This window comes from Dactylosporangium sp. NPDC000555, assembly GCF_040300025.1.
Taxonomy (GTDB): Bacteria; Actinomycetota; Actinomycetes; order Mycobacteriales; family Micromonosporaceae; genus Dactylosporangium.
This window is the reverse complement of the sequence record NZ_JBEPDB010000041.1, coordinates 54570-70217: the sequence shown is the minus strand read 5'-3', so window position 1 is coordinate 70217 and position 15648 is coordinate 54570. Positions and strand designations below refer to the sequence as shown.

Genomic DNA, 15648 nt, shown 5'->3' with positions numbered 1-15648 from the left:
GATTGAGGTGCGGGCGTTGTTGGCGACGTATGGGCGGGGTCGGGCGGTTGGGCGTCCGGTGTGGTTGGGGTCGTTGAAGTCGAATGTTGGTCATATGTCTGCGGCTGCGGGTGTGGGTGGTGTGATCAAGATGGTGCAGGCGTTGCGGTTTGGGGTGATGCCGGCGTCGTTGCATGTGGATGTGCCGTCGCCGGTGGTGGATTGGTCGTCGGGTGGGGTGCGGTTGTTGTCGGAGGCTCGGGTGTGGGATGGGGTGGGTGTGCGTCGGGCTGGTGTGTCGGCGTTCGGTGTGAGTGGGACGAATGCGCATGTGGTGTTGGAGCAGGCACCCGAACCGACACCCGCGGAGGTTCCCACGACCGCCGGTGAGCCACCGCTGGCCTGGGTACTGTCCGCCCGCAGCTCCGGCGCGCTGCGCGCCCAGGCCGGGCGGCTCGTCCGGCACCTCGAGACGAATCCCGAGCTGCGTTCCGGCGACGTCGGGCTGTCCCTCGCCGTCACCCGCGCCCGCCACTCGCACCGCGCGGTGCTGGTCGGCGACCGCGAGGAGCTGACCGAGGGGCTGCGCGCCCTCGCCGCCGGGACACCGTCCGCCACCACGGCGCAGGGCGTCGCGGGATCCGCCGGCCGCACGGTGTTCGTGTTCCCCGGCCAGGGCGCCCAGTGGGCCGGTATGGCCCTGGAGCTGCTCGACGCGAATCCCGTGTTCGCCGCCACGATGGCCGCCTGCGAGCGTGCGCTCGCGCCGTACCTCGACGTGTCGCTCGTCGACGTTCTGAAGGACCCGATCGCTCTGGAGTTGGTGGACCGGGTACAGCCCGCGCTGTTCGCCGTCATGGTCTCGCTGGCCGCGACGTGGCGGTCCTACGGTGTCGAGCCGGACGCGGTCCTCGGCCACTCGCAGGGCGAGATCGCGGCCGCGGTGGTGGCCGGTGCGCTGTCGCTCGAGGACGGCGCCAAGGTCGTCGCCCTGCGCAGCCGGTTGCTGCGCGCCATCGCCGGCCGGGGGGCCATGGCCTCGGTCGCCCTGCCCGCCCACGAGGTCGAGGCTCGCCTGGACGGTCGTGCGGGCGGCCTCGCCATCGCCGCGATCAACGGGCCCCGGGCCACCGTCGTGGCCGGCGAACCCGCTGCCGTGGCGGAACTGCTCGCCTCCTGCGAGCGAGACGGAGTCCGCGCCCGGCGGATCGAGGTCGACTACGCCTCGCACTCCGCGCACGTGGAGGCCATCCGGGACGAGCTGATCGACGCGCTCGCGAGCGTGACCCCCGGGAACGCCCAGGTCTCGATGTACTCCACGCTGGACTCCGCATGGCTCGACGGGCCCGAGCTCGGACCCGAGTACTGGTACCGCAACCTGCGCGGGACCGTCCGGTTCGAACCCGCCGTCCGGGCGCTCGCGGAGGCCGGCTTCACCGCCTTCGTCGAGGTCAGCCCGCATCCGGTGCTGACGGCCGGGATCGGTGAGGCGCTCGAGGACAGCCCTGCTCCGATCGTCGTCACCGGCTCGCTGCGCCGCGGCGAGGGCGGGCAAGCCCGGCTGCTGCTGTCGCTGGGCGAGGCCCACGCGGGCGGCGTCGACCTGGACTGGAACGCCGTGTTCGCCGGTACCGGCGCCCGCCGGACCGATCTGCCCACGTACCCGTTCGAGCGCACCCGCTACTGGCTCGACGCCACGCACCGGCCGGCGGACGTGGGCGCCGCGGGTCTCGGCGCCACCGGTCATCCGCTGGTGGGCGCCGCCGTGGAGCTGGCCGACTCCGGCGAGCATGTGCTCACCGGACGGCTGTCGATCGCCACGACGCCCTGGCTGGCCGAGCACTCGGTGTCCGGCATGACGGTGCTGCCCGGTACCGCCCTCCTCGAGCTCGCGTTGCGTGCGGCCGACGAGGTGGGCTGCGGGCTCGTCGACGAGCTCACCCTGCAGGCTCCGCTGGTGGTGCCCGAGCGAGGCTCGCTGCGGCTGCAGGTGCGCGTCGGCCCGCCGGCGCGGGACGGCCGGCGCTCGGTGAGCATCCACAGCCGGCCCGACGAGGACCCCGCCGCATGGACCGTGTACGCCGCCGGCATGCTGGCCCCGAGCGGCGACGCGCCCGAGGACGCCGTCGTGTCCTGGCCACCGGCCGGCGCCGAGCCCGTCGAGGTCTCCGGCCTCTACGAGAGGTTCGCCTCGGCCGGATACCGCTACGGGCCGACCTTCCGGGGCGTGCGGGCCGCCTGGCGCAGCGGCGACGAGATCTTCGCCGAGCTGGCCCTCCCACAGCCGCGCGACGGCGAGGACTACCTGCTGCATCCGGCCCTGCTCGACGGTGCCCTGCAGGTCTCGGCGCTGCTGCCGGACCGTGACGACGTGGCCCGCCTGCCGTTCTCGTGGACCGGTGTCACCGCCCACGCCGCCGGTGCCGCCGCGCTGCGGGTCCGCGTCACCGCCCACGGCGCGCAGGAGGTGTCGCTTCAGGCACGGGACCTCACCGGCCGGCTCGTGCTGAACGTGGGCTCGCTCGCGCTGCGTCCCTTGCCGGCGGACGGGCTGCGCGCGGCCACCGGTGGCGACGAGCGCCTGCTGCACCTGGAGTGGACGCCCGCCCCCGCGCCCGGCGACGCCGCCGTCACCGGCACCTGGGGAATGCTCGGCGGCACCTTCCGCGACGCGCTGCCGGAGGTGCCGGCGTGGCCCGATCCCGCCACGCTCGCCACCGGGGAGGTACCAGCATTCGTGCTCGCCGACGTGTCCGCCGCCGGCGCCGCCCCCGAGGACCGGCTGCGCATCGCCACGCTGCACGCGCTCACCCTGGTGCAGGACTGGCTGGCGGACGAGCGCCTCGCGGATTCCACGCTCGTGGTTCTCACTCGGGGCGCGATCCGTACCGAACCCGGCGACCGGGCCGAGGACCGAGGTTCGGGCGTCTGGGGCCTGGTGCGGACCGCGCAGATCGAGAACCCGGGCCGGTTCGTGCTCGCCGACCTCGACGAGGACCCCGCGTCGCTGCGTGCGTTGATGACCGCGGTGCCCGCCGCGGACGAGGGGCAGGCCCAGTGGGCCGCGCGACGCGGCGAGCTGTTCGTCCCCCGCCTGGTCGACGCCGGCCGGGACGAGCTCACCCCGCCGGAGGACACCACCTGGCGGCTCGGGTTCGCGGGTGAGAGCCCGGTCGACGGGCTCGCGCTGATCCCCGCTCCCGAGGCGCTCGCGCCCCTCGGCGCGCAGCAGGTACGCATCGCCGTGCGAGCCGCCGGCCTGAACTTCCACGACGTCGTGGTCTCCCTCGGCCTCGACCCCGAACAGCCCACATTGGGCAGCGAGGGCGCCGGCGTCGTGCTGGAGGCCGGGACCGGCGTGACGGACCTGGTCCCCGGCGACCGGGTGATGGGTGTGTTCGGCGGGGCGTTCGGTCCGGTCGTCGTCGCGGAGCGCGCCACCGTCGCCCGTGTCCCCGCGGGCTGGTCGTTCGACCAGGCCGCGTCCGTGCCGATCGCCTTCCTCACCGCGTACTACGGCCTGTTCGACCTCGGTGGCCTTCGGCCCGGCCAGTCGGTGCTGGTGCACGCCGCCACCGGCGGCGTCGGGATGGCCGCGGTGCAACTCGCCCGGCACGCCGGGGCCGAGGTCTTCGGCACCGCCAGCCCCCCGAAGTGGGACGTGCTGCGGGCCGCGGGCCTCGACGACGCGCACATCGGCTCGACGCGGACGCTCGCGTTCGCCGAGCGCTTCCGGGCCACCACCGGGGGCCGCGGCGTGGACGTCGTCCTCGACTGCCTGGCCAGGGAGTTCGTCGACGCCTCGCTGGACCTGCTGCCCCGGGGCGGGAGCTTCGTGGAGATGGGCAAAACCGACGTGCGCTCCGCCGAGGAGGTCGCACGCGAGCACCCGGGCGTGCGGTACCAGGCGTTCGACCTCATGCAGGCCGGTCCCCGGCGCATCGGCGAGATGCTCGCGGAGGTGCTGTCGCTCTTCGAGCGTGGCGTGCTCTCCCCGTTGCCGCTGACCCGCTGGGACGTCCGGCTGGCTCCGGAGGCGTTCCGCTACCTCGGCAAGGCCCGCCACGTCGGCAAGAACGTGCTGGTCATGCCCACGCCGGTGGATCCGGCGGGCACGGTGCTGATCACCGGCGGCACGGGTACGCTCGGCCGGCTCGTGGCCCGGCACCTGGCCGCCGAGCACGGCGTACGACACCTGCTGCTGGTCAGCCGTCGCGGCGCGGAGGCGCCGAACGTGGCCGCGCTGCTCGACGACCTCGCCGGGCTGGGCGCCCACGCCACGGCCGTCGCCTGCGACGTCGCCGACCGCCGTGCCCTGGCCGAGGTCCTGGCCTCGATACCGGACGACCGGCCGCTCACGGCTGTCGTGCACGCCGCCGGCGTACTGGCCGACGGCGTCCTCGGCTCGCTCACCGCGGAGCAGGTGGAGCGGGTACTGCGGCCCAAGGTGGACGCCGCGATCGCCCTGCACGAGCTGACCCGGGACCGCGACCTGTCGGCCTTCGTGCTCTTCTCCTCGGGTGCGGCCCTGCTCGGCGGGGCGGGCCAGGCGAACTACGCCGCCGCCAACGCCGCGCTGGACGCCCTCGCCGCCGGGCGGCGTGCCCTGGGGCTGTCAGGCATCTCCATCGGCTGGGGGCTCTGGCAGGAGCGCAGCGAGCTGACGGCGGCGGTGGCGGACACCGGGGCGGGGCGGATGGCTCGCGCCGGGCTTGGCGCGCTGACCTCGGCGGAGGGGCTGGCACTGTTCGACGCGGCGTGGCGCTCGGCCCGGCCGTACGTGTTCGCCGCGCGGCTCGATCCGGCCGCGCTCTCCGGCAGCCGGGTCCCGTCCGTGCTGAGTGGCCTCGTACGCAGGCCCCGGCAGGCACTGCGGCGGGCGCGGACCGCCGGCGAGCCCGGTCCCTCGTTCGCCGGCCGGCTCGCCGGGCTCACCGCGGCCGAGGCGCACCGGGCGCTGCTGGAACTGGTCCGCGGCAACGCGGCGGCGGTGCTCGGCCACGAGTCGTCGGAGCCGATCCGCCCCTCGCGGCCGTTCAAGGAGCTCGGCTTCGACTCGTTGACCGGCGTCGAGCTGCGCAACCGGTTGGCGAGCGCCGTCGGGGTGCGGCTGCCGGCCGCGCTCGTCTTCGACCACCCCACCCCCGAGGCGCTGACTCGGCACATCCTCACCAGGATCACGCCCGCCGAGCCGGTGGCGCCACCCACATCCGCGCTGCTCGCCGAGCTGAATCGGCTTGAGTCTCTGATCGACGCCATGGCGCCGGGTGGCGGGACGGACCCGGCGCTCCCACCCGAGGTGGCCGAGCGGTTGCACCGTGCGCTGTCGAAGGTCGAGTCGCTCGGCGAGGCGAGCGGGACCGGGCACGGCACGGGGTCGGAGCAGGCCATCGAGTCCGCGACCAACGACGAGCTGTTCGACCTCATCGACAAGGAACTGGGCCTCTCATGAGCGAGCAGAAGCTCCGCGAGTACCTCAACCGCGTCACGATCGACCTGCAGCGCACCCGGCGGCAGCTCGCCGACGCCGAGGCCGCGGCGCACGAGCCGATCGCGATCGTGTCGATGAGCTGCCGCTTCCCCGGCGGTGTGCGCACGCCTGAGCAACTGTGGGACCTGGTGGTGCAGGGCCGGGACGCGGTGACCCCCGTGCCGGAGGACCGCGGCTGGGACATCGCGCGACTCAACGCGAGCGAGGTGCCGTGCCGTGGCGCGTTCATCGACGGGATCGCCGACTTCGATCCGGGCTTCTTCGCCGTGTCACCACACGAGGCGAGTGCGATGGACCCCCAGCAGCGGCTGTTGCTGACCACGGTGTGGGAGGCCATCGAGCGGGCCGGCATCGACCCAGCCTCGCTGCGCGGCAGCTCGACCGGGGTGTTCGCCGGGGCCGTCGATCAGGGGTACGCCCAGGCGAGCCTGGAAGCGCCGGACGCCGTACGGAACTTCATCGTCACCGGGAGCTCGTTGAGCGTGCTGTCCGGGCGGGTGTCCTACACGCTCGGTCTCGAGGGCCCGGCGGTCACCGTGGACACCGCCTGCTCCGCCGCGCTGGTCGCGATACACCTGGCCACGCAGGCACTGCGCAAGGGGGAGTGCTCCCTGGCGTTGGCCGGCGGCGTGGCGCTGATGTCCCTGCCGCTGGTCTTCGCGGAGTTCAGCCGGCAGGGCGCGATGTCCTCCGACGGCCGGTGCAAGGCGTTCTCGGCTTCGGCGGACGGCACCGGTTGGGGCGAGGGGGTCGGCGTCATCCTGCTCGAGCGCCTCCGCGACGCGCACCGGAACGGACACCCAGTGCTGGCGGTGATCCGTGGCTCCGCCGTCAACCAGGACGGCGCCAGCAACGGGCTGACCGCCCCGAACGGACCTTCCCAGCAGCGCCTCATCCAGGTGGCGCTCGCCGACGCCGGGCTCACCGCCGCCGACGTGGACGCGGTCGAGGCACACGGGACCGGCACCACGCTCGGCGACCCGATCGAGGCCGATGCGCTGCTCGCCACGTACGGCCAGGATCGGCCGGCGGACCGGCCGCTTTGGCTGGGCTCCGTCAAGTCGAACATCGGACACACCCAGTCGGCGGCCGGGGTGGCCGGCGTCATCAAGACCGTGCTCGCGCTCAACCACGGCACCCTGCCGCGGACGTTGCACGTCACCGAGCCCACACCGCACGTCGACTGGTCCGCGGGTGCCGTCGAGCTGCTGACCGTCAACCGTCCGTGGCCGTCGACCGGGCGGCCGCGGCGGGCGGGCGTGTCGGCGTTCGGTATGAGCGGCACCAACGCGCACCTCATCCTCGAACAGGCGCCCACTGCCGACGCTGCCGAGCCGGCGCCCGCCCAGCCGCGCCCGCCGCGTGCGCCGGTCGCGCCGTACGTCCTCGCCGGCCGGACCCCGGGCGCGCTGCGCGACCAGGCGGTGCGGATCACGGGCCGGTTGTCCGCCGACCCCGCCGCCGATCTCCGCGATGTCGGATTCTCGCTGGCCACCACCCGGACGGCGTTCGAGCACCGCGCCGTGGTGGTCGCCGCGGACCGTGCCGAACTGCTCGACGGCCTCGGCGCGGTTGCCCGCGCCCATCCGGCGCCGCCCGGGGTGGTCACCGGGGACACGGAACCGGGAGCCGGCCGGACCGTGTTCGTCTTCCCGGGACAGGGCGCCCAGTGGGCGGGGATGGCCCGCGAGCTCCTCGCCGAGTCGCCGGTCTTCGCCGCCTCGGTCGCCGAGTGCGAGCAGGCCCTGCGCGCTCTGGTGGACTGGTCGCTGACCGACGTGCTGCGCGGTGCGCCGGGTGCGCCGTCGCTGGACCGGGTCGACGTCGTTCAGCCCGCGCTGTTCGCGATGATGGTGTCGCTCGCCGCGCTGTGGCGATCCTGGGGAGTCGAGCCGGACGCGGTCGTCGGCCACAGCCAGGGCGAGATCGCCGCCGCCGTGGTGGCGGGCGGCCTGTCGCTGGCCGACGGCGCGAAGGTCGTGGCACTGCGCAGCCGGGCCATCGCCGCGCTGGCCGGCCGCGGCGGCATGGTGTCCCTGGCGCTCTCCCGCGACCGCGCGCAGGCCGAGATCGCGCCCTGGGCGGATCGCATCTCGGTGGCGGCCGTGAACGGCCCCGCCGCCGTCGTCGTCAGCGGCGCCCCGGACGCCCTCGCCGAGCTGGTCGCCCACTGCGCCGAGCGGGGGCTGCGCGCCAGATCGCTGCCGGTCGACTACGCGTCGCACTCGGCGCAGGTCGAGCAGATCCGGGACGAGCTGCGCTCGAGCCTCGCCGGCATCAGCCCCCGGACCGGCGGCACACCGCTCTTCTCCACGCTCACCGGTGACTGGCTCGACACCGCCGGGATGGACGCCGGCTACTGGTACCGCAATCTGCGTGGCACGGTGCGCTTCGAGGACGCCGTCCGGGAACTGGCGCGCCAGGGGCACGACGTGTTCGTCGAGGTCTCGCCGCACCCTGTGCTGACCGTGCCCGCGCGGGAGACCGTCGAGGCCGCCGGCCTGGGCGACGCGGTGGTCGCCGGCACGCTGCGCCGCGACGAGGGCGGCCTTCGGCAGGCCCTGACCTGCGCGGCCGAGCTCTGGGTGCGCGGCGTGGCCGTGGACTGGTCCACCGCTTTCCCCGGCGCCCGCCGCGTCGACCTTCCCACGTACCCGTTCCAGGAGCGCCGCTTCTGGAGCGACCCCGTCGAACGCACGGCGCCGGGTCCGGACGGGACCGTCGCCGACAGCGAGTTCTGGGATCTCGTCGGCCGCGGGGACGCGACCGAGCTGGCCGGCGCGCTCGCCGTCGACGCCGAGCCCCTTGGCCTGGTGCTGCCGGGCCTGAGCGCCTGGCATCGGCGGCACCGGGAGCGCTCGGCGTTCGACGCCGCGTCCGACGCCATGCGGTACCGCATCGCCTGGCGCCGGCTCGCCGACCCGGCGGCCGTCGCGCTCGCCGGCCGATGGCTTCTCGTCCTGCCACCCGGCGGCCACGACCTCCCGTACGCCCGGTGGACCGCCCAGGCGCTCTCCGAGCTCGGCGCCGACGTCGTCACCGTCGAGCTCGCCGACGGTGACGCGGACCGCGGCCGGCTTGCCGGCACCCTCGGTTCCGCCGGCATCCTCGGTTCCGCGGGCACGGACGAGCCGGCCGGGGTGGTGTCCCTCCTGGCCCTCGCCGAGCGGCCGCATCCGGCCCACCCGGCGCTGCCCGTGGGCACCGCGCTCACGCTCGCCCTGGTGCAGGCACTGACCGATGCCGGCTGCACCGCCCCGCTGTGGTGCCTCACCACCGGCGCTGTCTCGACCGGCGACACCGACCCGCTCACCGCACCCCGCCAGGCGCTTGTCTGGGGTACCGGCATGGTGGCCGCACTGGAGCACCCGCGGCTCTGGGGTGGCCTGCTCGACCTGCCCGCGGAGCCGAGCGACCGCGTCCGGCACCGGCTCGGCGCGGCGCTGAGCGGCGCGGGCGACGCCGCGGGCGAAGACCAGCTCTCGATCCGCCCGGCGGGACTGTTCGCCCGGCGGCTCATCCACGCAGCCCGCCCGGCGCGAGCCGACCCCCGGTCGTGGCGGCCGCGCGGCACGGTCCTGCTCACCGGCGGTACCGGGGCGGTCGGACCGCACATCGCCCGCTGGCTGGCTCGCGGCGGGGCCGAACACCTGGTCCTGCCCGGTCGTCGCGGCCCGGCGGCCCCCGGTGCCGAGCGGCTGCGGGCGGAGCTGGCCGAGTACGGCACCCGGCTCAGCATGCCCGCCTGCGACCTCACCGACCGCGACCAGGTCGAGCGCCTGCTCACCGGCCTGGACGAGCAGGGCAGCCCGGTCACCGCGGTCGTGCACGCCGCCGCGTTCATCGCGCTCGCCGCACTCGAGGCCTCCCCGATGGAGGCGTTCGCCGGTGTGGTCGCGGCCAAGGCCGCCGGCGCCGAGCACCTGGACGCCCTGCTCGACCGGGAGCTCGACGCCTTCGTCCTGTGCTCGTCGATCGCCGGCGTGTGGGGCAGCGGCGACCACGGCGCGTACGCCGCCGGCAACGCCTATCTGGACGCGCTGGCACAGCACCGTCGTGCCCGGGGACTGACCGCGACAACGGTCGACTGGGGTGTCTGGCAGGCGGCCGATCCCGGGCAGCCCCCGATCGCGGGGGACGGCGCCGATCTGTTCAATCTGGACGAGCACGGCCTGCGCCGCATCGACCCCGAGGTGGCCATCGCCGCCCTGCAGCAGGTCCTCGACGACGACGAGACCGTCGTCGCGGTCGCCGACGTCGACTGGGAGCGCTTCGCTCCCGTGTTCGCGTCGAGCCGGCCCAGCGCTCTGCTGCGAGCCCTGCCCGAGGCACGCGCCGCGATCGAGGGCGACGACGCGGCGGGGCAGACCCCGGTCGCGTCGCAGCTGCGCCGGCGGCTGGCCCGGCTGCCGGTCGCCGAGCGCACCCGCACCGTGCTCGACCTGGTCCGCACCCAGGCCGCCACGGTCCTGGGCCACGACTCCCCGCAGGCGGTGCCACCGGGCAAGGCGTTCCAGGATCTCGGCTTCGCCTCGTTGACGGCCGTCGAGCTGCGGAACCGCCTCAACGCCGCGACCGGGCTGCGGCTGCCCTCCTCCCTCGTCTTCGACCACCCCTCCTCGAACGCGCTCGCCGCGCACATCACCGCCGAGCTGCTCGGCGAGCCCGCCGCGGCGGCCGCGGCACCGGTCGCGGCGCCCGAGTCCGTCACGCCGGAGGACGACCTGATCGCCATCGTCGCGATGGGATGCCGCCTGCCCGGCGGGATCGACACCCCGGAGAAGCTCTGGCAGCTGCTGCTGGACGGCCGCGACGCCGTCAGCGGCTTCCCCACCGACCGGGGCTGGCCGGTGGACGAGCTCTACGACCCCGACCCGGACCACCCCGGCACCTCCAGCACCCGCGAGGGCGGATTCCTGCACGACGCCGGCGAGTTCGACGCCGGCTTCTTCGGGGTCTCGCCGCGTGAGGCCATCGCGATGGACCCGCAGCAGCGGCTCCTGCTGGAGACCTCCTGGGAGGCATTGGAGCGCGCCGGGCTGGAACCGGAGGCGCTGCGCGGGTCGCGCACGGGCGTCTACGTCGGCGTCAACTACGGCGACTACGCCTCGGCTGTCGCCCGCTCCGGGGAAGGCGAGGGGCACCTGTTGACCGGGAGCGCCGCGAGCGTCGTCTCCGGCCGGGTCGCGTACACGTTCGGTTTCGAGGGCCCGGCGATCACCGTGGACACCGCCTGCTCGTCGTCGCTGGTCGCGCTGCACACCGCGGCCGGCGCGCTGCGCGACGGTGACTGCTCGCTCGCATTGGTCGGCGGTGTCGCGGTCATGTCCACGCCCGGTGCGCTGCTCAGCTTCTCGCGGCAGCGGGGCCTCGCCGCCGACGGCCGGTGCAAGGCATTCGCCGACACCGCCGACGGTATGGGCATGGGCGAGGGGGTCGGCGTGCTCGTGGTCGAGCGGCTCAGCGACGCGCGGCGCAACGGTCATCCGGTGCTGGCCGTGCTGCGGGGTTCGGCCGTCAACCAGGACGGTGCCAGCAACGGCCTCTCCGCGCCGAACGGGCCGTCGCAGCAGCGGGTGATCCGGGCGGCGCTGGCCAACGCCGGCCTGTCCGCCGCGGACGTCGACGTGGTGGAGGCGCATGGCACCGGCACCAGGCTCGGCGACCCGATCGAGGCGCAGGCGTTGCTGGCCACGTACGGGCAGGACCGTCCGGCCGACCGTCCGGCGCTGATCGGCTCGCTCAAGTCGAACCTCGGCCACACCCAGGCCACCTCGGGTGTCGCGGGAGTGATCAAGATGGTCCTGGCGTTGCGCCATGGCCAGGTTCCGCCGTCGCTGCACATCGGCGAACCGACCACCCACGTCGACTGGAACCGGGGCGCCCTGCGGCTCGTGACCGGCCTGGTGCCTTGGCCCGACAGCGGCCGGGTACGCCGGGCCGGTGTCTCCTCCTTCGGCCTGAGCGGGACGAACGCCCACGCGATCCTGGAGCAGAGCACCGAGCCGGAGCGGCCCCGTGAGCCGGCCGTGCCGGAGCCCGGACGGCAGCTGCCCTGGGTGCTGTCGGCGCGCACCGCCGCGGCGTTGCGGGACCAGGCGGCGCGGCTGCGTGCCCACCTGGATCAGGTCGGCGACGCGGACCCGGCGGATGTGGGTCTCTCGCTCGCCGGTCGGACCGCGTTCGAGCACCGCTGCGTGCTCGTCGGCGACGGCGACGACCTCGACGCCGCGCTGCGCGCCGTGGCGGAGGGCACCGGTACGCCGGACGCCGTCCGCGGTGTGCGGGACGCGGAGAGCCGGACCGTCTTCGTCTTCCCCGGGCAGGGCTCGCAGTGGGCCGGCATGACCCGTGACCTGCTGACGGAGTCGCCCGTCTTCGCGGAGCGGATGGCGGAGTGCGACCGGGCGCTGGCGCCCTACGTCGACTGGTCGCTGCTGGAGGTCGTACGCTCGGCCCAGCCGCTTGACCGGGTGGACGTGGTACAACCGGTGCTCTTCGCGGTGATGGTCTCGCTCGCCGCGCTCTGGCGGTCCTACGGCGTGGAGCCCGACGCGGTCGTGGGCCATTCCCAGGGCGAGATCGCCGCTGCCGTCGTGGCCGGCGGCCTGTCGCTCGAGGAAGGCGCCCGGGTGGTCGCGCTGCGCTCGCGCGCGCTCACCGGGATCGTCGGCAGCGGCGGGATGGCGTCGATCGCGCGGCCGGCGCCGCAGGTCGAGCAGCTCATCGAACCGTGGGGGGACCGACTGTCGCTGGCTGCCCGCAACGGGTCGTCGGCCGTGGTCGTCTCCGGCGGCGCCGACGCGATCGCCGAGCTGCTGGCCGTGTGCGAGGCCCGAGGCATCCGCGCCCGCCGGGTGGACGTCGACTACGCGTCGCACTCGGCGCAGGTCGAACGCATCGAGGCCAGGCTGCTGCGCGAACTCGGCACGATCACGGCGGTCACCGGCGAGGTGCCGTTCTTTTCGACGGTGACGGGGGAGTGGCTGGACACCGGCTCCATGAACGGCGCCTACTGGTACGCCAACCTGCGCCGTACCGTCGGCTTCGAGGACGCCGTGCGGGCGCTGCCGGAGCGGGGCTACACCACGTTCATCGAGGTCAGCCCCCACCCGGTGCTGAAGGTCAGCATCGCCGAGACGCTGGAGGACGCCGGCCGTCACGGCGCGGTGCTCGGCACCCTGCGCCGCGACCGCGACGGCTGGGCCAGCCTGCTGCTCTCACTGGGCGAGGCGTGGGCGTGTGGCCGGCCCGTGAACTGGCCGGCCCTCTTCGCCAGCACCGGCGCCCGCCGGATCGACCTGCCGACCTATGCCTTCCAGCGTCGGCACTACTGGGCGATGCCGGCCGCCGGCGGTGGCGAGGACCTGGCCGCGGCGGGTCTGGACGTCACCCGCCATCCCCTGCTGAGCGCGGCCGCAGAGGTCGCCGAAACCGGCGAGATCCTGCTCAGCGGCCGGCTGTCGACGCGAATCCAGCCCTGGCTCGCCGACCACGCGGTGTCGGACGTGGTGCTGCTGCCCGGCACCGCCTTCCTCGAGCTGGCGTTGCGGGCCGCCGCCGAGGCCGGCTGTGCGCTGATCGAGGAGCTCACGCTGGAGGCTCCGCTCGTCCTGCCCGCCGCCGCGGCGGTGCGGGTCCAGGCCCGGGTGGGAGCACCCGACGGGAACGGCAGCCGCACCGTGGACATCTCCTCCCGCGTCGAGGACTCGCTCGATCGGCAGTGGACCCGGCACGCGACGGGAATCGTGGCCGAGGCGGGCGAGGCGTCCCCGGGGGCCGAGCGTGCCTGGCCGCCGCTGGGTGCCGCGCCGGTGGCGGTCGAGGACCTGTACGACCGCTTCGCCGGCTCCGGTTACCGCTACGGCCCGGCCTTCCAAGGCGTCCGTGCCGCGTGGCGTCGCGACGGCGAGATCTTCACCGAGGTACGGCTGCCGGACCGCGAGGACCGTGCCGCCGCGTCGTTCGGCGTGCATCCCGCCCTGCTGGACGCCGCGCTGCACGGCCTGTGGCTCGTCCCGGAGAGCGACGACGAGGCCGGCGGCGCCCCCGGCACCGCGCGGCTGCCGTTCTCGTGGAGTCGCGTGACGTTGCACGCGACCGGTGCGAGCCACCTGCGGGTACGGCTGGCCTTCGGGGCCGGCGGCAGTGTGACGATCGACGCGGCCGACTCCCACGGGCGGCCGGTGGTCTCGGTCGGTGCCCTGGCGGTTCGGCCGGTCGAGGTGGACAGCCTGAGCAAGCCGGCCGCGGGCGCCCAGGACGCGCTGTTGCGGGTGGACTGGGTGCCGCTGCCCGAGTCTGACGCGAGCCTGCCGCCGGCCGGGCGGTGGGCGGCCATCGGGCCGGCCGGTCTGCTGCCCGACACGTATCCCGATCTCGCCGGCCTTACCGCCGCGATCGACCGGGGCGCACCGGTTCCGGACGTGGTACTCGCCGTGTGCCGGGCCCGCGAGGACGGCCCGGCGGGCGCCCGCCCGGCGACGGCCGAGGTCCTGGCGATGGTCCAGGGCTGGCTGGCCGACGACCGGTACGCGGACGCCCGGCTGGTGCTGGTGACGACCGGGGCCGTCGAGACCCGTCCGGGCGAAGGGGTGACCGATCTGGCGGGCGCGGCCGCGCGTGGCCTCGTCCGCTCGGCGCAGTCCGAGCACCCGGACCGGTTCGTGCTGCTCGACACGGCGGACCCGGCGGAGCTGCTCGCGCTGCTGCCCGCCGGCCTGGCCGCCGGTGAGCCCCAGCTCGCCGTCCGCGAGGGCGTGTTGTCGGCTCCCCGGCTGGCTCGGGTCCAGACGGCCGGCACGTCGGTGGAGGTGCGGTTCGACCCGGAGGGCACCGTGCTGATCACCGGCGCCGGCGGCGTGCTCGCCGGTCTGGTCGCGCGGCACCTGGCCGCGGAGCACGGGGTGCGCCGGTTGGTGCTGCTCAGCCGGCGGGGAGCGGACGCGCCGCAGGCCGCCGGGCTCCTCGCGGAGCTGGCCGGGCTGGGCGCCGAGGCGCGGTTCGCCGCCTGCGACGTCGCTGACCGGGACGCGCTCGCGGCGATCCTGGCTGAGGTGCCCGACGAGCACCCGTTGACGGCGGTCGTGCACACGGCCGGGGTGCTGGACGACGGCGTCGTGGAGTCCCTGACCGCCGAACGGCTCGACGCCGTGCTCCGGCCCAAGATCGACGGGGCGCTGAACCTGCATGAGCTGACCCGCGGGCTGCCGCTGTCGGCCTTCGTCCTGTTCTCCTCGGCCGCCGGCGTCATCGGCAACGCGGGGCAGTCCAACTACGCGGCCGGCAACGCGTTCCTCGACGCGCTGGCCGCCCACCGGCGTGCCCGGGGGTTGGCCGGGCAGTCGCTCGCCTGGGGGCTGTGGGAGCGGCGTAGCGACCTGACCGGAACCCTCGACGAGCGGCAGCGGCAGCGGATGACCCGTGGTGGGGTGATGCCGCTCACCGACGCCGAGGGCCTCGCGCTGTTCGACGCGGCGCTGCGGTCCGACGAGGCGCTGCTGGTGCCCGTACGCCTGACCCTGGGCCGGCAGCGGCCGGCGAGCATCGCCGACGTGCCCGCCCTCATGCGCGGCCTGGTGCGTGGCGTGACGCGGCGCACGGCGGGCTCCGCGGCCGTGGACGCGACCGAGGCGACCTCGCTGCGTCGGCGCCTGGCCGGGGCCGGCGCGGACGAGCGCAGGGAGCTGCTCGAGAGCCTGGTCCGCGGCAAGGTCGCGGAGGTGCTGCGGCACCGAGGAGCCGAGACGGTCGAGGTGGAGCTGGCCTTCAAGGACCTCGGGTTCGACTCGTTGACCTCCGTCGAGCTGCGCAACCAGCTCAACGCGGTCACCGGGCTGCGGCTGCCCGCCACGCTCGTCTTCGACCATCCGACGCCCGAGGCGGTCGCGGCGTACATCGCCGAGCGTCTGGTGCCGGTCGCGGCGCCGCCCGGGCCGGACACGGTCGTCGACGACGAGACGGTACGCCGCCTGCTGGCGACGATCTCGCCGCAGCGGCTGCGGACGGCGGGCCTCCTCGACGCGTTGCTGCGGCTGCGGGAGACCGGTGCTGCCGAACAACCTCTCGTGCCGGACGAGTCCGGGGCGGACGAGTCGGAACCGATCAAGGAGATGGATGTGGACGGTCTGGTGCGGATGGCGCTCGGTGGCGGCCGTGCCTGACCGGCCGGAGAAGGA

At 75.0% G+C, this 15648-nt stretch carries 1 protein-coding gene and 1 pseudogene; both read left to right on the top strand.

The annotated features are described in order from the left end of the window. Nucleotides 1-5431, top strand: a 5431-nt coding sequence (locus ABT297_RS23840; protein ID WP_502885632.1) for a type I polyketide synthase, incomplete at its 5' end; no start/stop codon positions are given. 32 nt (nucleotides 5432-5463) lie between these two features. After that, nucleotides 5464-15633: pseudogene (locus tag ABT297_RS23835) on the top strand (type I polyketide synthase); the annotation flags it as partial. Nucleotides 15634-15648 lie beyond the last annotated feature (15 nt).